Origin of the sequence: Methylobacterium isbiliense (assembly GCF_022179325.1) — a bacterium.
Lineage (GTDB): Bacteria > Pseudomonadota > Alphaproteobacteria > Rhizobiales > Beijerinckiaceae > Methylobacterium > Methylobacterium isbiliense.
This window is the reverse complement of the sequence record NZ_BPQQ01000033.1, coordinates 1-16,171: the sequence shown is the minus strand read 5'-3', so window position 1 is coordinate 16,171 and position 16,171 is coordinate 1. Positions and strand designations below refer to the sequence as shown.

General features: G+C 69.1%; 14 protein-coding genes and 2 pseudogenes. 10 read left to right on the top strand and 6 right to left on the bottom strand.

Going from position 1 to position 16,171, the window contains the following annotated elements:
- The 3 genes and pseudogenes from MFF61_RS14910 to MFF61_RS14900 all read right to left on the bottom strand — a co-directional run.
- Positions 1-286 (bottom strand): annotated as a pseudogene (locus MFF61_RS14910) (hypothetical protein); the annotation flags it as partial.
- A 900-nt stretch (positions 287-1,186) separates the two neighbouring features.
- Positions 1,187-1,558, bottom strand: coding sequence for a DUF305 domain-containing protein (locus MFF61_RS14905; RefSeq protein WP_238235855.1), 372 nt, complete (start codon positions 1,556-1,558; stop codon positions 1,187-1,189).
- Between the two features lie 338 nt (positions 1,559-1,896).
- Positions 1,897-2,130 (bottom strand): hypothetical protein, encoded by a 234-nt coding sequence (locus MFF61_RS14900; protein WP_238235854.1) that lies wholly within the window; start codon positions 2,128-2,130, stop codon positions 1,897-1,899.
- Positions 2,131-2,572: 442 nt separating this feature from the next.
- Between MFF61_RS14900 and MFF61_RS14895 the strand changes: the two genes are divergently transcribed.
- Both MFF61_RS14895 and MFF61_RS14890 read left to right on the top strand, forming a co-directional pair.
- Positions 2,573-3,127 carry a sigma-70 family RNA polymerase sigma factor gene (locus MFF61_RS14895; RefSeq protein ID WP_238235853.1) on the top strand — a complete coding sequence of 185 codons (555 nt, stop codon included), beginning with the start codon at positions 2,573-2,575 and terminating at the stop codon, positions 3,125-3,127.
- On the top strand, positions 3,124-3,774 hold the full coding sequence (locus MFF61_RS14890) for an NrsF family protein (RefSeq protein ID WP_238235852.1): 651 nt from the start codon (positions 3,124-3,126) through the stop codon (positions 3,772-3,774). The genes MFF61_RS14895 and MFF61_RS14890 overlap by 4 nt, the downstream gene beginning before the upstream one ends.
- A gap of 68 nt (positions 3,775-3,842) precedes the next feature.
- On the opposite strand, the gene MFF61_RS14885 is transcribed toward MFF61_RS14890, so the two are convergent.
- Positions 3,843-4,742: a DUF6036 family nucleotidyltransferase gene (locus MFF61_RS14885; RefSeq protein WP_238235851.1), complete on the bottom strand. Its 900-nt coding sequence runs from the start codon at positions 4,740-4,742 to the stop codon at positions 3,843-3,845.
- On the bottom strand, positions 4,739-5,128 hold the full coding sequence (locus MFF61_RS14880) for a hypothetical protein (protein ID WP_238235850.1): 390 nt from the start codon (positions 5,126-5,128) through the stop codon (positions 4,739-4,741). The genes MFF61_RS14885 and MFF61_RS14880 overlap by 4 nt, the downstream gene beginning before the upstream one ends.
- A gap of 222 nt (positions 5,129-5,350) precedes the next feature.
- Here MFF61_RS14880 and MFF61_RS14875 point away from each other — a divergent pair, with 222 nt between their 5' ends.
- The 5 genes from MFF61_RS14875 to MFF61_RS14855 all read left to right on the top strand — a co-directional run bounded on the left by MFF61_RS14875 (position 5,351) and on the right by MFF61_RS14855 (position 12,181).
- A complete protein-coding gene (locus MFF61_RS14875) occupies positions 5,351-5,635 on the top strand; it encodes a hypothetical protein (RefSeq protein ID WP_238235849.1) in 285 nt (94 codons plus the stop codon).
- Between the two features lie 781 nt (positions 5,636-6,416).
- Positions 6,417-6,965, top strand: coding sequence for a FixH family protein (locus MFF61_RS14870; protein ID WP_238235848.1), 549 nt, complete (start codon positions 6,417-6,419; stop codon positions 6,963-6,965).
- Positions 6,965-8,494 carry an efflux RND transporter periplasmic adaptor subunit gene (locus tag MFF61_RS14865; RefSeq protein ID WP_238235847.1) on the top strand — a complete coding sequence of 510 codons (1,530 nt, stop codon included), beginning with the start codon at positions 6,965-6,967 and terminating at the stop codon, positions 8,492-8,494. The genes MFF61_RS14870 and MFF61_RS14865 overlap by 1 nt, the downstream gene beginning before the upstream one ends.
- A complete protein-coding gene (locus MFF61_RS14860) occupies positions 8,491-11,655 on the top strand; it encodes an efflux RND transporter permease subunit (protein ID WP_238235846.1) in 3,165 nt (1,054 codons plus the stop codon). The genes MFF61_RS14865 and MFF61_RS14860 overlap by 4 nt, the downstream gene beginning before the upstream one ends.
- A gap of 55 nt (positions 11,656-11,710) precedes the next feature.
- Positions 11,711-12,181 carry a DUF411 domain-containing protein gene (locus MFF61_RS14855; protein WP_048447256.1) on the top strand — a complete coding sequence of 157 codons (471 nt, stop codon included), beginning with the start codon at positions 11,711-11,713 and terminating at the stop codon, positions 12,179-12,181.
- Between the two features lie 162 nt (positions 12,182-12,343).
- On the opposite strand, the gene MFF61_RS14850 is transcribed toward MFF61_RS14855, so the two are convergent.
- Positions 12,344-13,780 carry an HNH endonuclease signature motif containing protein gene (locus MFF61_RS14850; RefSeq protein ID WP_238235845.1) on the bottom strand — a complete coding sequence of 479 codons (1,437 nt, stop codon included), beginning with the start codon at positions 13,778-13,780 and terminating at the stop codon, positions 12,344-12,346.
- A gap of 389 nt (positions 13,781-14,169) precedes the next feature.
- Here MFF61_RS14850 and MFF61_RS14845 point away from each other — a divergent pair.
- The 3 genes and pseudogenes from MFF61_RS14845 (at position 14,170) to MFF61_RS14835 (ending at position 16,144) form a co-directional block, all read left to right on the top strand.
- Positions 14,170-14,444 (top strand): annotated as a pseudogene (locus MFF61_RS14845) (metal/formaldehyde-sensitive transcriptional repressor).
- A gap of 77 nt (positions 14,445-14,521) precedes the next feature.
- Positions 14,522-14,728, top strand: a complete 207-nt coding sequence (locus MFF61_RS14840) for a hypothetical protein (RefSeq protein WP_238235844.1) — start codon at positions 14,522-14,524, stop codon at positions 14,726-14,728.
- A 570-nt stretch (positions 14,729-15,298) separates the two neighbouring features.
- The gene (locus MFF61_RS14835; protein ID WP_238235843.1) at positions 15,299-16,144 is read left to right on the top strand and encodes an outer membrane protein; all 846 of its coding nucleotides are present in this window, start codon (positions 15,299-15,301) and stop codon (positions 16,142-16,144) included.
- Positions 16,145-16,171 lie beyond the last annotated feature (27 nt).

Sequence of the window (16,171 nt, the reverse complement as noted above, 5' to 3'; positions counted from 1 at the left end):
CACGCTTGTGGTGCCCAGGCGTGCCAGGAGGCTGCTGGTGGCCAAGGCCGGTGGAGGTGTCTGCCGCGGCACCCGAACCGGAGAGCGTGGCGTCTCCGTGCTCCGCTTGAAGGGAGACCCCGGACGATGCATCATCATCGTCCGCACGCGCATGATGATGGCGATGGTGCGCGTGGGGCTCGGACGCCTTGACGGCGACCACCAGGTGGTCGGCGGCGGCGTGCCGCTTCATCGTGCACGGCACTGCCGGGGCGATGGCCACGGCCATCGCCAGAACGGCGAGCACCACTGCGCGAAGACGTGTCAAGGACCGTATGACCCTGTGCGAACCTGGTGCAATCGTCGCACGGATGGACTGGACCGGCAACGCACGAGCACTTTAATTTAAGATGAGCTCGGATTGGTCCGCGGCGCTGTTGAAAATTGGCCACAGGTCGTACTCGCGCGGCGGACGACAGGCGTCCGGCCTTATGTCGGACTTTGTCTTGACGCGGTTCTCGGCGGCCCGCGACGTGGCCATTTCACGCCACGCGCGAGTGCTTGCGCCTGCGGCCTGGGCGGCTAGCGACGGCAAGGATCTCGCCGGAGTGCCACCGGAGTGCCAGGGCGGTTGGCGGATCGATAGAGCGCCGACGCCTCCGGCAGAAAGCGGTCCGTTCCTGAAGCCGATTGCAAGGGGGTTGTCCGCCGGGAGCCCGCCTAGGAAGCTCGGTGCCGCCCAAACTCGATACGTGGCAAGCGCGGCATCCAGCACGCGAGCCTGGATACGAGGGCAGCAGGCGGCCCTTCCTTGTATGGAGCGCCAAGAAGGAGCCGCGGGAAGCAAGCCGAACGGCCGAGGCATGTTCGCACCCGACCCGCAACGCCCCATGACGCCGCCCAGCCGCTCCCGATCTTCTGCCGCGTCCGTGAATGCTTTCGCTGCAGGGAGAGGCGGTTCGGCGGGTCCACCTGATCCGGACGTACTCGGATGCCAGCAATCCCTGGCGCGCCGACGCGGACGAACGCACCGGACGCTCGCCCTCCAACCGTTCGCAAACCCGCGAGAAATCACGCTGCACGCGGTGGATTTTGTTGGCGCTATTGCGCTAGTCGGGGACGGCCGGCCCGGCATCCTGGCTGCCGAGCCGCCGAGGCAATGCCCCGACCAGTCCGTGGCCCGATGCCGAGCAAAGGGTTGAAGAATTCATTTCTCCTTCCGGATCTTGGCCTGGATTTCGCGCAGACTCTTTTCGTTTTCCTCCTTCGTCTTCCGAGCTTCCTTGACGACCGTCTCGTCCTTGGAGTGCTTGATGGCGGCCTCGGACATGTCCACCGCGCCCTGGTGGTGCGCCGCCATGCCCTTCATCCAGGCGAGATCGGGGTCGGGATCCATCATTCCCTGCATCATCGCCTTGTTCATCTTTTCCATGGCCTCCATGGAGCCCTTCTGCAGAGGCCCCATGTTCTTCATGTCCATGCCGGACATGGACGTGCCGTGGCCGCCTTGAGCAAGCAACGGCGTTGCGCCGGAAGCCATGATTGCCATGGCAAGGAGTGCAGTTCTCAAAGCCTTCATTCGGGCCTCTCTCTTCGTTTACCCTACTGGGGTATAATAGGTTTGAATGGGTCGGGTTCGCCGTTCCGTTGCGCTTTTTTCATACGGTCCGGGTCCCTGCTGAGCCCGATCTCTTTCGATGCCCGGCCGGACGGCGTGCTTGGCTGGCCACCCGCGCAAGGCAGCCGCGGTCCGGGGCGATGCTGTGGGACCGCTGCGCTTCCGGCGAGCGCCCCGCCTGGTCCGGGCGGGGTGCACCCGCCTATGGACATCTCGCCTGTGTTTGGCGGAGTACCCGTAGCCGGGAAAGCCCCATGCGGTGGGGCGAATTCGCGGTCAGTCGGGTTTGGCTTCCCAGGTCAGTGACGCCCTTCGCCGTGATGGCCGCCCTCGTGCACGACCTCGCGATGCTCCTCTCGATGGCCCGCTTCGCCATGGTGACCTGGCGTCTTCCTGTGCTCGATGACGTGTCCGTGGGTCTCCGCGCCATGGCGGTCGGCATGAGCGGCCCCGACATCGTCGAGCGCTCGCGCCGGACCTGCCGCGGACCAGAACGCGGCCGCGGCGAGCACGAGAACCCCGATCTGCAACACTCTCGACATCTCCTCACCTCCATCTTCGCTCGGAGAACTGAGGAACGCGCCTGGCCCCGGATACGATCCGGGGGTATATGGTCATTTTTCTCGTCATCGCGGGCGTTCCGAACGAAGTGCCAGGGCTTGCCGACGGCAGGGGTTGGGGGCCGCTCGGCTGACCGAACGGGTGAGAGTGTGGAGCCCTGTAACCCGTCGCCCCTTTCCTACGGATTGCTCCTGGCAGGCATTCCGTTCTAGCTGGGCGGCCGGACGACCGCGACGGCCCCTGTCGTCCGGCCGCGCCGCCTGGGTCGGCCGGGCGCTGGCGTCCCTGGGCTGCACGGGCCGCTGGACGCTTGTTCCGGGCCTGCACGTTCGGATCGGACGCGACGCGTGCCGCTGTGACGTGTTCAATTGCCGGGTCGGACGCGACTTCCGCGGGTCGGCCGAGAGAGGCCTCTTGATCGGTCAGGAAAACGAGTTGCGGGCATTGCTGTCGTCCGGCCTGGCCGGAAGTGCGGCGGATTACCGGGCGTTTCTGGAGCGGCTCGGTCCGCACCTGAGGGCCTACTTCAAGGGCAAGCTCGCCCGCTCCGGACGCGCGGCGCCGGAAGCGGAGGATCTCGTCCAGGAGACGCTGATGGCGGTTCACACCCGACGGCACACCTACGATGTCGGCCAGCCGGTCACGCCCTGGCTTTACGCCATTGCTCGATACAAGCTCATCGACCACCTAAGGCGTACCCGCGCTTCGCTCGCCGACGTGCCTGTCGAGGACGCGGGGGAACTGGTCGCACGCGACGACCACGCCGCAGTCGAGAGCACGCTCGACATCGAGCGCCTGCTTGGTCGCCTTCCGGGCAAGATGCAGCAGGCGATCCGGGCCATGAAGGTGGAAGGCCTGAGCGTGGCCGAGGCAGCGACGCGCTCCGGCATGTCGGAATCGGCCATCAAGGTCAGCGTCCACCGCGGGTTGAAGGCGATGGCCGCCTTGGCAGGAGGCAAACGGGGATGAAGACCGACGAACTCATTGGCTTGCTCGGCGCGAGCTTCGCCAGCGAGCCTGCCAAGTCCCCCGACATGCTGAGGCGGATCGCGCTTTGGGCCGCGGCCGGGGCTGCCGGGGCGCTTTGCCTGGCCCTCCTCGCGTTGGGCGTCCGGCCGGACTTGGGCGAAGGGCGGGCACTCACCTCCCTGCTGGCGAAGCTGGCCTTCGCCCTCGCCGTCGGAGGCCTGGCCTTGCGCTACCTGGGCCGCATCGCTCGCCCCGGGGGCGAGAGGAGGGTGCACCTCGGGATTGCGGCCCTGCCATTCGCGGCGGTCATGGTCCTCGCTGCCCTCAGTCTCGCCAGCGCACCCCCGGCCCATTGGGGGACCATGCTCACCGGCCAGATGTGGCTCGAATGTCTCGTCTCCATCCCGGTGATTGCGGTGGTCCCCTTCGCGACCCTGACGTGGGCGGTCCGGAAGTTTGGCGCACCGACGGATCTCGTCCGGGCCGGAGCCCTGGTGGGGCTTGCGTCGGGAGGCGTGAGCGCGACGGGCTACGCGATCCACTGCATGGACGACACCGTACCGTTCGTGGCGGTTTGGTACGGCGGCACGATCGCCCTTTGCACGCTGGCGGGCGCGCTTCTCGGGCCTCGCCTGCTGCGCTGGTGAGGCGGATCGGGCCGCCCGCTCGGGGCCGGACCACTCCAGTCGCGACGCGGTCTTCCGAGGAATGCGGGTCAGTCCGGGGGTGCCCAGTTCGGTCGCGGGTACCCGGAGAGGTCGCCTCGTCGCGCGGCGCGGACGCGCGGATGTGTGTCCCACATCTCCCGCGGCAGCGCCTTCCCGTCGATCAGGAAGGCGCTCGTTCCGTCCTGCGCCACGACGGCCGGGCCGAGAGGATTGTCGAGGACATCGTAGAGCCCGGCCACCTCGTTCCAGGCGCGGATCGAGACCGAACGTCCCTCGTCCATGACGAAGGCGCAGTGCGTCCCGGCGGGATGGGACGGCACGACAGCGGCTGTCCGCACGGGTCCGGCGGGCGTGCTCTCGGGGCGCGCGGGAAGGCCGGCGAGGAAGGCGAGCGCACGCCGTGCCAGGGGCTCCTCGAACCCGCATTCCGCCACGCGGGCCTCGATGACGGCAAGGTCGAGAGGCCGGGCCCGGTGGTAGGCCGCGATGTAGTCCCGGTCCTTGTCGGCGAGGCGAGCGAGCTTGGAAACGATCAGGTCCTCCGGCCCGGGAGCCACCACCGTCACGGTCGCCGTGCCGTGGCCCCTCACCTCCCGGACCACCGCGCGCGAGGGCCACGAGGGCGGCAGGCGGGCGGTGCGGTCGTCGACGCCGTCGATGTAGAAACCGTGCGCCGTGTGGAAGAGCGAGCCCTCGCCGAAGAAGACGGAGATCTCCTCGGATGCCTCCGCGAGGTCGTCGTCCTGGGCGGCCTCCCAGGCCCGAGCGTTGGCAGGATAGGCGTCGATCTCGGGCGACATGCACATCGTGACCGGCGCGCCGGGCCAGCCCACGAGGATGCCCTGGCTGCCGACGACCACCACGGTGCGGGTCTTGAAGTGCAACGCCAGCGAACGGGCGGTGCGGTCCAGGTCCGCGACCGTCCTGATCTCAAGGGGACGTTTCACGCCGGGGCGGAGAAGCCTTGGCGACCGGCATGCGTCGCCCGTTGGGCGGCCCCTTTGCGTGCAAGGCGCCAGATCCGCTTCCGGACGTTCGGGTCGCGCACGAACGACACGCCCTCCCCTTCCAGGAACGGCGAGGAGAGACGAAGCCGCTGCATGCCCTCGTCCCGCCGGGTGAGGAGTTGCCGGATCGTCCCGGGTGGCTGCCCGAGGATCTCGCGCCATTCGGATACGAAGGTGCGCTCGGGGTAGTCCGCCTCGAGCCGCATGACAGCCATCTTGGCGCTATCGAGGATGCCCGGATCGTGCGCGAGCCGACGCGCCACGAGCCGATGGATCATCAGCTTGGCACGATCGTTCACGACTTCCCTGTTCACCTCGGGACGCACGGGATGCCTCTGGAGCCACTCGTGTTTCGGACCGTGGGCATTATGCCCGACACCCGGGAACCCGACAACGTCGGAATCGAGGCCCGGTTCGACTTCCACAAGGCCTTGGTTCGCCGCGGACGCGGGTCCCCGCACAGGTCCTCTGTAACGCATCATCCGCGGGTCCCGAAGTCGTCGGTAGCGGCGCCGTGAAGGCATACGCGAACGACGATGGAGCATACGATGAAGTACATCCTTGCGACCTTGGTGGCCTCCACCCTCATGGCAGGCGGCGCTGGGGCGCACCCGAGGCTGCCCGGCGAGGCCGTTCCTTCGGCGGGCTGGAGCGCCCTGGAAGGCGCGACGGGAGCCGCGCCCGAGGCGACGGGGAGCCTCGGGCGCGTTTGGGAGGGGCGCGATGCCCAAGGACGGGACCTGAGGAGCAGCACGCGCGGGAATGCCCAGTTCCCCGAGCGCCCCGCCGCGGCCCAGAACCTCGGCACCACTTCGGGCGGACCCGCGTTCTGACCACCGTCACGCAGGTCGCGGTGACGGCTGTAACTTGCGGGGCTGCGCCCGCGAACTTGTATTCGTCGGGCTTGTCGCGAGTCCGGCGCGTCCGGGGCTAGGCAAAGCCCCCGAACAGTGGGATCCTGGGAGCGGATGTCGATCCGATCCGCCATAGCGCGCCTGCTCACGGCCCTCGCCGTGCTCGGCCTTGTCGCAGGGGCGTCCGTCGCCCCCGCGCAGGCGCGCGCCCTTCCGGGTGGGACCGTCCACTGGGACGTGGCGAACCAACCGGACGGCGTCGCGACGCCAAACGTCGCACCGATGCCCGACGACATGCCGTGTTGCGATCCCGGGCCCTCGAACCCGGACTGCCGCGACACCGAGGCCTGCCCCTTCGCCGCGACGTGCGCCGCGAAGATCGTGCCGGGGATTCTGCCCACCCCGGCCGTGGGCAGCGATCCGGTCGCCCCGGCCCCCTTGCCTGTTCGGCAGGACCATACCCGGCCGAGTTTGGCCGCAGCCCCGCAGGCCCCCCCTCCCAAATCGCGTTCCTGAGCACGCCCGAGAGCGGTGCCACCCCGTGCATGAGCATGCACGGCAGCCTTCGCGCACCGCCGCGCCGCGGCGGCCCGAACGGTCGGGGCCCCGTATCCAGACGCTCCGGAACAGGATCATCCCCGTGTCCACCGAACATCCCGCATCCCCGCGTCCGCGTCTTGCCCCAGGGGCCCCGGCGCATCCCGCACGCCCCGAGCCGCGCGGCCCGTTTCCCCGTCCTCCCGGCCCTACGGGTGACGCCATGACGGGCCGGGACGACGTTTTCGACGTCTACCAGGAGGGGCGCCGGCCGGCGGGGAGAGGCGCTTGGCTCCTGCTCGGGCTCGTCCTCATCGTAGGTGCCCTGGTGGGAGCCGGCGCCGGCTACGGGCTCGCGCGCGGCGCATGGGTGATTCCCGGTGCGATCGCGACACGGCTTCCGGAACCGGTCGCGGCGTGGCTGCCCAAGGGCGCGCCACTCGTGCCCCCGGAACTCGAGGGTTATGCCTTCGAGCTCCTGGATCCCGAGACCAAATCGGGCGAGGCGACACTCAAGGTCCGTCTTCTCGACAAGCGCGTCGGCAAGCCCGTGGCCGACGCGCTCGTCTACGCGCATCGCCTCGACATGGCACCCGACGGGATGCCGACGATGACGGGCAAGCTGAAGCCGGAGGCGAGCCCGGGACCGGGCATCTACGCCTTCAGGGCCAACCTGGCGATGGAGGGCCGCTGGCGCCTCTCGCTGGCCGCGAAGGTACCGGGCGAGACCGGCACCGTCCAAGACCAACTCGTGCTCAAGGCCGTCGAGTGATGGACCAGACGACACCGATCCACTTGGCGCGGCAACGTGACCGCGCGCACCGAGGCGGCCACGCGAAGGCATGGGTCGCGGGCCTCGTTCTCCTGCCCCTCGCCGTCGGGGGCGGCGCCCTCGCCGGGCTGCGGGCCGGCGAGGCGGGATGGCCCTTGCCGGCGTGGTTGCCGCCCTCGGTCTCCGGTCTGCTCGTCGGCCGCGATGCGAAGCCGGCCGCGGCCGCGGATGCGCCCGTCCTCTACTACCGCGATCCCGACGGAAAGGCGGCCTACGCGCCCGCGCCGGCGAGAACGCACGACGGACGCGACTACCTTCCCGTGCATGTCGGCGAGGATTTCGACTTCGAGCCGCGGCCCGCCGCGGCAAAGGCGGTCGAGGCGAACGCCGCCTACGCCGCGCCACCGGGAGGGACCCGGAAGGTTCTCTACTACCGCAACCCGATGGGCCTGCCGGACACGTCGCCGGTGCCGAAGAAGGACTCGATGGGGATGGACTACCTCCCCGTCTACGAGGGCGAGGCCGAGGACGGCAACACCGTCAAGATCTCGCCCGGCAAGGTCCAGCGCACCGGCGTCCGCTCCGAGCGGGCCGAACGTCGCGTCGTCAGCCGAGCCGTGCGGGTGCCCGGCACCGTGACGCTCGACGAGCGCCGCGTCACCGTCGTGGCGACCCGCTCGGACGCCTATGTCGACCACGTCGAGAACGTCACGACCGGCGACCGCGTCCGCAAGGGTCAGGCGCTGGTCCACGTCTACTCGCCCGAGATCAACGCGGCGGCGGCCCAGCTCATCGCCAACCCGGGCTTCGACGGCTCCCGGCGGCGCCTGCAGAACCTGAACGTCTCGGAAGCCGTCATCGACGAGATGGAGCGCACCCGGAAGGTGCCTATGGCCATCACGTGGTCGTCCCCGCGCGACGGGGTCGTCCTGGAACGCAACGCCATCGAGGGCATGAAGGCGTCGGCCGGAGACACCCTGTTCCGGATCGGCGACATCTCGACGATGTGGGTGCTGGCCGACGTCCCCGAGTACGACCTGGGCTCCGTCAAGGTCGGCCAGCCCGTCAGCGTGCGCGTGCGCTCGCTGCCCGGGCGCAGCTTCACCGGCAAGGTCGGGCTGATCTACCCGCAGGTGAACACCCAAACCCGCACCACCCGCGTGCGCATCGAGCTGCCGAACCCCGACGGGGTGCTCCTGCCCGACATGTACGCCGACGTCGAGATCGGGACTGGCGCGGCCAAGCCCGTGGTGGCGGTCCCGAACGATGCCGTCATCGACACGGGCGCGCGCCAGGTCGTTCTCGTCGACAAGGGCGAGGGCCGCTTCGAGCCGCGCGAGGTCAAGCTCGGCGCCCGCGGCGAGGGCTACACCGAGATCCGCGAGGGCGTGCAGGCCGGCGAGCAGGTCGTGACCGCGGCCAACTTCCTGATCGACGCCGAGAGCAACCTGAAGGCGGCGCTGCAGAGCATGGCGGCGCCCAAGTCCGCCGCCGAGCCGCAGGCGCAGGCCACGGAGGCCACCCGATGATCGCACGCCTGATCGCCTGGTCGGCCCGCAACCTCGTCCTGGTGCTGATCGGCACCGTCTTCGTGGTGGCGGCCGGTCTCTACAGCGTGCGCACCCTGCCGCTCGACGCCATCCCGGACCTCTCGGACGTGCAGACCATCGTCTACACCGAGTACCCGGGCCAGGCGCCCCAGGTCGTCGAGGACCAGGTCACCTATCCGCTCACCACCGCCATGCTGACGGTGCCGAAGTCGAAAGTGGTGCGCGGCTTCTCGTTCTTCGGGGTCTCGTTCGTCTACGTGATCTTCGAGGACGGCACGGACCCGTACTGGGCCCGCTCCCGGGTGCTCGAATACCTGAGCGCGGCCGGCAAGCGCCTGCCGGCCGGCGTGACCCCGACGCTCGGCCCTGACGCGACGGGGGTGGGCTGGGTCTACCAGTACGCCATCGTGGCCAAGCAGCAGACGCTCGCCGAGCTGCGCTCGCTGCAGGACTGGGTGGTGCGCTTCGGGGCCTCGCGCGCCGAAGGCGTGGCCGAGGTTGCAGGCGTCGGCGGCTTCGTGAAGCAGTACAACGTCGTCGTCGACCCGAACCGCCTGCGTGCGCAAGGGATTTCGCTGAAGGCGCTCCGCGACGCGATCCGGTCGAGCAACGCGGACGTCGGCGGCCGCACGGTCGAGCTCTCCGAGTTCGAGTTCATGGTCCGCGGACGCGGCTACCTCAAGAGCGTCGCCGACATCGAGAACATCGTGCTGAAGACCCAAGCCGGCACCCCGCTGCGGGTGCGGGACATCGCCCGGGTCGAGCTCGGGCCGGACGAGCGACGCGGCATCACCGAGCTGAACGGCGAGGGCGAGGTCGCCGGCGGCATCATCCTGCAGCGCTTCGGCGCCAACGCGCTCAACGTCATCGAGGGTGCCAAGCAGCGCCTGGCCGAGGTCGCGGCGAGCCTGCCGAAAGGCACGGAAATCCTGCCGGTCTACGACCGCTCGCAGCTCATCGAGGCGGCCATCGACACCTTGAAGCACACCCTCGTCGAGGAGAGCGTCATCGTTGCGCTCGTCTGCATCGTGTTCCTGCTGCACCTGCGCAGCGCGCTGGTGGCCATCCTGATGCTGCCGGTCGGCATCCTGATGGCGCTCGGCGCCATGCATCTCCTCGGGATCGGCGCCAACATCATGTCGCTGGGCGGCATCGCCATCGCGGTCGGCGCCATGATCGACGCGGCCATCGTCATGATCGAGAACGCCCACAAGCACCTGGAGCGGGCGCCCCCGGGCAAGCCGCGGGTGGAGATCCTGGTCGAGGCGGCCGCGGAGGTCGGCCCGTCGCTGTTCTTCTCCCTCCTCGTGATCACGGTGAGCTTCCTGCCGATCTTCACCCTGGAGAGCCAGGAGGGGCGCCTGTTCGGGCCGCTCGCCTTCACCAAGACCTTCGCCATGGCGGCGGCGGCGCTCCTGTCGGTGACCCTGGTGCCGGCCCTGATGGTGCTCTTCGTGCGCGGGCGCATCATCCCCGAGCACCGCAACCCGCTGAACCGCTTCCTGATCTGGGTCTACCGCCCGGTGATCGAGGTCGTGCTCAGGGCCAAGGTGCTGACCATCCTGCTGGCGGTGGCGGCGCTCGGCCTGACCATCTGGCCGGCCCGCCAGCTCGGCTCCGAGTTCATGCCGGACCTGAACGAGGGCACTCTGATGTACATGCCCACCACCCTGCCGGGCATCTCGGTGACCCAGGCCGGGGAGCTGCTGGCGACCCAGGACCGCATCATCAAGTCCTTCCCCGAGGTCGCCTCGGTCTACGGCAAGGCGGGGCGCGCCTCGACGGCGACGGACCCCGCCCCGACCGAGATGTTCGAGACCATCATCACCCTGAAGCCGAAGGCGGAGTGGCGTCCCGGCGTGACGCTGGCGAGCCTCAAGGCCGAGATGGACAAGGCGCTGCAGTTCCCGGGCGTGTCGAACGCCTGGACGCAGCCGATCCGTGCCCGTATCGACATGCTCTCGACCGGCATCCGCACGCCGGTCGGCATCAAGATCTACGGCACCGACCTGACCGAGATGGAGAAGGTCGCCCGACAGGTCGAGGCGGTCGTGCGCAACGTGCCGGGCACGTCGAGCGCCTACGCCGAGCGGGTCATCGGCGGCTACTTCCTCGACATCGTGCCGGACCGGGAGGCCCTCGGGCGCTACGGCCTGATGGTCGGGGACGTGCAGGACGTCATCGCGACGGCACTGGGCGGCGAGAGCGTCACGAACACGGTCGAGGGCCGCGAGCGCTACACCGTCAACGTGCGCTACCCGCGCGCCTTCCGGTCGGATCCGCAATCCATCGCCACCGAGGTGCAGGTGCCGTTGCCGGCCGGGGGCACGGTTCCGCTGGGCGAGGTGGCGAAGGTCCAGCTGACCCGAGGGCCGACCTCGATCCGCACCGAGAACGGGCAGCTCGCGGTCTACATCTTCGTCGATCTGACCGGGCGCGACCTCGGCGGCTACGTCGCCGAGGCCCGGGACGCGGTCAACAAGGAGGTCCGGCTCCCGCAGGGCATGAGCGTCCAGTGGAGCGGGCAGTTCGAGTACCTGGAGCGGGCGGAGGCCCGGCTGAAGATCGTGGTGCCCGTGACGCTGCTCGTCATCTTCCTGCTCCTCTACCTGAACTTCCGGCGCCTGACCGAGACGCTCATCGTCATGCTGTCGCTGCCCTTCGCCCTGGTCGGCGGGGTGTGGCTCATGTGGTGGATGGGCTTCAACATGTCGGTCGCGGTGGCGGTGGGCTTCATCGCGCTCGCCGGCGTGGCCGCGGAGACCGGCGTGATCATGCTGGTCTACCTCGACCATGCCTGGGACGAGCGGCGGGCCGCCGCCCGAGCCGCCGGGCGGGAGACCACGCGCGCGGACCTGTACCAAGCCATCATGGTGGGGGCGGTCGAGCGGGTGCGTCCGAAGATGATGACGGTCGTCGCCATCATGGCGGGCCTGCTTCCCATCCTCTGGAGCACCGGCGCGGGGTCGGAGATCATGCAGCGCATCGCGGTGCCGATGATCGGCGGCATGGTCTCCTCGACCGTGCTGACCCTCGTCGTGATCCCGGCCATCTACGGGCTCGTGAAGGGACGGAGGCTGGCGCTTCGGCAGGAAGGGTCGGCCGCCGTGCAAGCGGGGCTCCCCCGGGCCGCCGAGTGAGCGTGGCTGGGCTGGACGGGCCGTCACGGCGGCCGTGAGAAGACAGGAGTTGGATATGAGCGAACTTTTCCGACCGTCCCGACGCATCGTGGTCCTCGGCTTGGCGGCCGCCGGCGTACAGGCGGCGCGGGCGGAGGATCTGCCGGAGGTCGTCGCCACGAAGGACCCGAGCTGCGGTTGCTGCGAGGCCTGGGTCAAACACTTGCGCGACGAGGGATTTCGCGTCCAGGTCGTGAACGCCCCGGTGAACCCGGTCAAGGTCAGACTCGGGGTGCCTCGGGAGCTGGCCTCGTGCCACACGGCCCAGGTCGGCGGCTACGTCGTCGAGGGGCACGTGCCCGCATCGGCCATCAAGCGGCTGCTCGCGGAGAAGCCGACCGCCACCGGCCTCGCTGTGCCCGCCATGCCGGTCGGTTCGCCCGGCATGGAGGTCGATGGCATGGAACCGGCGACCTACGAGGTGGTGCTGTTCGGCCCGGCCGGCCGCAGCACGTTCGCCCGGTTTCGTGGGGCGCAGCCCGTCTGACCGCGGCCGGCGACGTCACGCCAAGGGGCCGGGTGGGTCCCTCGGCGGCGCGACCCGGGTCGCGCAACAGGGAGGAATCGTTCCCGGACATCCTTCTGCAACCGCTCTGGATGGCGGCCCGCATCGCGTCGGCAGCTCCCTTGAAAGATCTGGAGCGGCTCCTCAGTCGCTGATCCAGTCGAGCTGCCGACGGTAGACTTGCCCCTCGCCATTGCAGGATCGGCAATCGTAATCGTGGCGCTGCCCTGTTCCACCGCAGCTGGGGCACTTCACCAGGTCGTACTGCGACCAGTCGTACCGGTCGGCCAGTTGCCGCTCCAAGCGCCCCTCGCCGGCGCAGGGCGGGCAGTCGTAGCCGCCGAGCTGTCCGCTGCCCGCGCAGAGGGAACACTTGACCAGGTCATAGGCGGCCGGATCGAGTGTGTCGGCGATGCGTCGCTCCATGGTTCTCTCGCCGCCGCAGGCCGGGCACTCCTCGCCCGCCCGACGCCCGACCCCCTCGCACACCGGACAGGCGACCTCCTCGTAATCCCTGGTATCGACCGCTTCCGCGTGGCGCCGCTGCATGCGGCACTCGCCGCCGCATGCCGGGCAGAGGCTCCCGTTGCGCTGCCCACACCCATCGCAGACCGGGCAATCGACGGCTTGGTAAGCCGACACGTCGATACGCCGGGCGTCGGCCGCAGCGACGTAGCCCTCGCCACCGCAAGCCGGACAATCGGAGCCGTCCCACGAACCCGAACCCGTGCAGAGCGGACAGGCGGTCATGGCGGCGTCGCGCAGGAATTCGTCCCGCGCCTCGACGATGGTCGCGGCGAACGTCGGGATGCGGGGTTCCGGCAGCGTTCGGGCCCTCTTGGCCGAACTGGCGACCTTGGCCGCGAACTTCGCGTAGGACTGGGCGACTGGCCCGGCTTCGGACTGCGTGGCGGCGGCCTCGGCCGCGGTCACTTCCAGGGTGGCGAGGTCCTTCCGTGCCATGGCGAGCACGGCACCGTGGGCCGCCGTGAAATCCACGTTGGCAAGCAAGCCGCCGATCTCCTCGACTTGCCGAACGAGCTGCAGGACGGCGAGGCTCGCGTTTCGCTCGATGGTCCACTGCCGCACGCGCCGATTGACGAGCACCTGCTTCACGGCCTTGACGGTCGCGAGGTCGACGTCCCGGGGCATGTGGACGCCCTTGTCGAAGTCGGTGTGGTGGTTCGGACAGAGCCAGACGAGACCGGCGGGATGGTGGCTCAGCGTCTGCGAGACGGGCTCGATGTGCGCGGCCTCGCAGTTCGCGCCATGGTTGCAGATCGCGCAGGCGCAGTTCGCCTCCAGCTTGATCTCGAGGCGGACCTTCTCCGGCATGTGCGGCCGGCTTCTTCCCTTCCTGACCGGCCAAGGCTCGCGTAGGAACTTGTCGAAGGCGACGAGCTCCGCCTCCTCGTACCAGCGCAATCCGTCCGTGGTCTCGCATGCGAGCTTGCGCGCGATGCCGGCCTTGGCTTGAACGCGCGTGAAGTATTCGAGCAGTTCCGGCGACATACGCAGGCGAATCGCCGCTTCGACCTCGGTCAGCTTGGCCTTGATGTGGAGTTTGGGATCGCTCGCCATACGGGATCTCAGGCGTCCGTCGTCACCGTCCGAAGCGCGTTGCACGGGACGAGCGTCAGCCGAAGGACTGAACGACAGGAGCATGCTTCGGCCCGCCGGGGCGGGCCCGGCGCGCCCTTCTAGGGGCGCCGGGGGCTCCAGGCAACGACGAACCTGGGCGAGCTCGCCTGAGGTCGGGCACGCCGCCCGAGCGCCTGGATGGGCCCGGCGTCACCGGCAAGGCCGCTGGCAAGCCGACCTGCGAAAGGAGGCCGCGGCGGCGCGGTCCTGGCCGGACCGGGGCTCGGCGGCCGGAGGGGGCCATCGGCGGACTGGCCGCCGCGCCGCCGGGTCGTGGAGAAGCCGCGAATGGCCGCGCCCCGACCTTTCACGGACTGCACATCTCCCCACTGCGCCTCGCGGTCGTACGTGTCAGGGGGAGCAGCCGCACCCGCCGGATCAAGGGACAGGCGGGAGCCGTCGAGCAGGCCCTGGAGGCCGAATTCGGCTGCGCCGACATCCCGATGCTGGCCGCTTCGACGCGCGGGGCCTTCAACGGCCTGACCGCCGGACTGATGAAGACAACATCCGCCACCACCTCGTGAACCCGGACGCCGAGCCGGACCCGGCGCGCGCCGGGGGCGCGGCCGAACTCATCGACGTGGTGCGCACCTACCTGAGATAGGACGGACGTATCCCATGACGCCGTTCGCCAGTCTTCCGTAGCACATGGCAGCGGTGCTCCACGACCATGAGGCGATGATGGTGCTCTTCGACCACGTCCTCGGAATGGTGCCCATGCCCACCGCCTTCCAGCCCAACCCCGACGGCTGTTGCGCGGCTTGGCATCGAGAACCCGACGCTTTCGACCCGCCGTTCCGGTCGGCGGGCGTCTTCGCTGAATTCGTCACTGGCCATAGCAGGCATACGACGGGCCGTGATGGCACGTCGCGTGATCATGGCGCGTGAAGTGGTTGTAGTACCCATGGTCGTGGGCGAGATGCTCGCACTCATGATACGAGTAGACGCAGCCGAGGAAGACGGGGCGGTAGTGCGCCCGGAATGTGCGTACGCCCAGTCCCCGACCGGCAGGCCCGGTTGCGGGCGCCGCCGTGTAGGGCGGCTGTGTCTCTCGCAGGCCTACGGCGCCCGCCGCGGCCGGTGCCAGGATCAGGGCGAGTGCGGAACCGCAGATTGCTCGTCTCGGCATCGCGCTAGTCCTCCCGTCTCCGTCGATGAGGTCGCGGCCCGTCGCCCGGGCTGGTGACGCACCGCGGCCGCCAGAGCGTATCACACCCCCTGGGGGTAGGCGAGACGATCGAACCGGCGGGCTGCTGATCAGAGGGAAGATTCGTCTTCCGCGGAAAAGAATAGGCCGTTCTCCCGTCCGGCTTATGACCGCCGGTTTCCCAAGTACGAAAACTATCGGCAGGGCGCTCGGAAAAGCGGTCCGTCGGTACCTGAGAGGGGTATGTTAGGAATGCGTCAACCACGAGGTGAGACGGTCGGGCCGTGAAAGCAGCGGGTGGAGACCGGATCATGAGTGCAAAGGGTGGCGCAGGGAGAACGCTCGGGCTGTTTTGGTCTAGTCTGATCTGCATGCCTTGGGCGTCGCAGGCCGCCGACCTGTCGCCAACCGCACCGGTGCCGGAGCTGCGCAGGACCCTTGCGCCGGAAACCGAGGCTGCAGGCTTCTATCTCCGCGGCGATATCGGTTTCAGCAACCAGTCGGTCGAACGGCTCTCGAACAGCCTGGACGCGCTCGGCACCATCGAGAAGGTCAATCTTGGCTTCGCGGGCGCACCGCTCGCCGGGGCCGGGGTCGGCTACCGCTTCAACCCGTGGCTCCGAGCCGATGTCACGGGCGAGTATCGCAGCGCCGCCGCGTTCACCGGGCTGGAGCGCTATCGCGACACGAGCCTGCCGCTCGGCTACGGCACCGACGAGTACACCGCGTCGAAGCGTGAGTTGGCCGTCCTTCTCAACGGCTACGTCGATCTCGGGAGTTGGTACGGCCTCACGCCGTTCCTAGGCGCCGGTATCGGCGCCGTGCGGGTCACGCTCGACGACTTCAAGGACACGAACGTCGTCACGCAGGGCCTCGCCTACGCGAAGACAGGCTCGAAGACGAATCTCGCATGGGCGTTGCACGCGGGCGTCGGCTACGAGGTGAGCCCGAGCTTCACGGTCGAGCTCGCATACCGCTACCTCAATCTCGGGGACGGAAGGACGGGCACGGTCTACAACTATGCCGGCCAGTGCAGGTCGTGCGAGGCGATGACCTTCAAGAACATCGATTCCCACGACGTGAAGCTCGGCTTGCGCTGGTCGCCTGGGACCTCGGCCGTCTCGACCGAGCATGCACCGCTGGTGCGCCGGTACTGATTCCGCGGGTATCCGGATTTTGATGTG

Bases quoted from the DNA above. Each gene is read 5' to 3' on its own strand.
- MFF61_RS14865 (WP_238235847.1), top strand. From the start codon at position 6,965: ATGGACCAGACGACACCGATCCACTTGGCGCGGCAACGTGACCGCGCG.
- MFF61_RS14850 (WP_238235845.1), bottom strand. From the start codon at position 13,780: ATGGCGAGCGATCCCAAACTCCACATCAAGGCCAAGCTGACCGAGGTC.
- MFF61_RS14870 (WP_238235848.1), top strand. From the start codon at position 6,417: ATGACGGGCCGGGACGACGTTTTCGACGTCTACCAGGAGGGGCGCCGG.
- MFF61_RS14835 (WP_238235843.1), top strand. From the start codon at position 15,299: ATGAGTGCAAAGGGTGGCGCAGGGAGAACGCTCGGGCTGTTTTGGTCT.
- MFF61_RS14875 (WP_238235849.1), top strand. From the start codon at position 5,351: ATGAAGTACATCCTTGCGACCTTGGTGGCCTCCACCCTCATGGCAGGC.
- MFF61_RS14905 (WP_238235855.1), bottom strand. From the start codon at position 1,558: ATGAAGGCTTTGAGAACTGCACTCCTTGCCATGGCAATCATGGCTTCC.
- MFF61_RS14840 (WP_238235844.1), top strand. From the start codon at position 14,522: ATGGTGCTCTTCGACCACGTCCTCGGAATGGTGCCCATGCCCACCGCC.
- MFF61_RS14855 (WP_048447256.1), top strand. From the start codon at position 11,711: ATGAGCGAACTTTTCCGACCGTCCCGACGCATCGTGGTCCTCGGCTTG.
- MFF61_RS14890 (WP_238235852.1), top strand. From the start codon at position 3,124: ATGAAGACCGACGAACTCATTGGCTTGCTCGGCGCGAGCTTCGCCAGC.
- MFF61_RS14860 (WP_238235846.1), top strand. From the start codon at position 8,491: ATGATCGCACGCCTGATCGCCTGGTCGGCCCGCAACCTCGTCCTGGTG.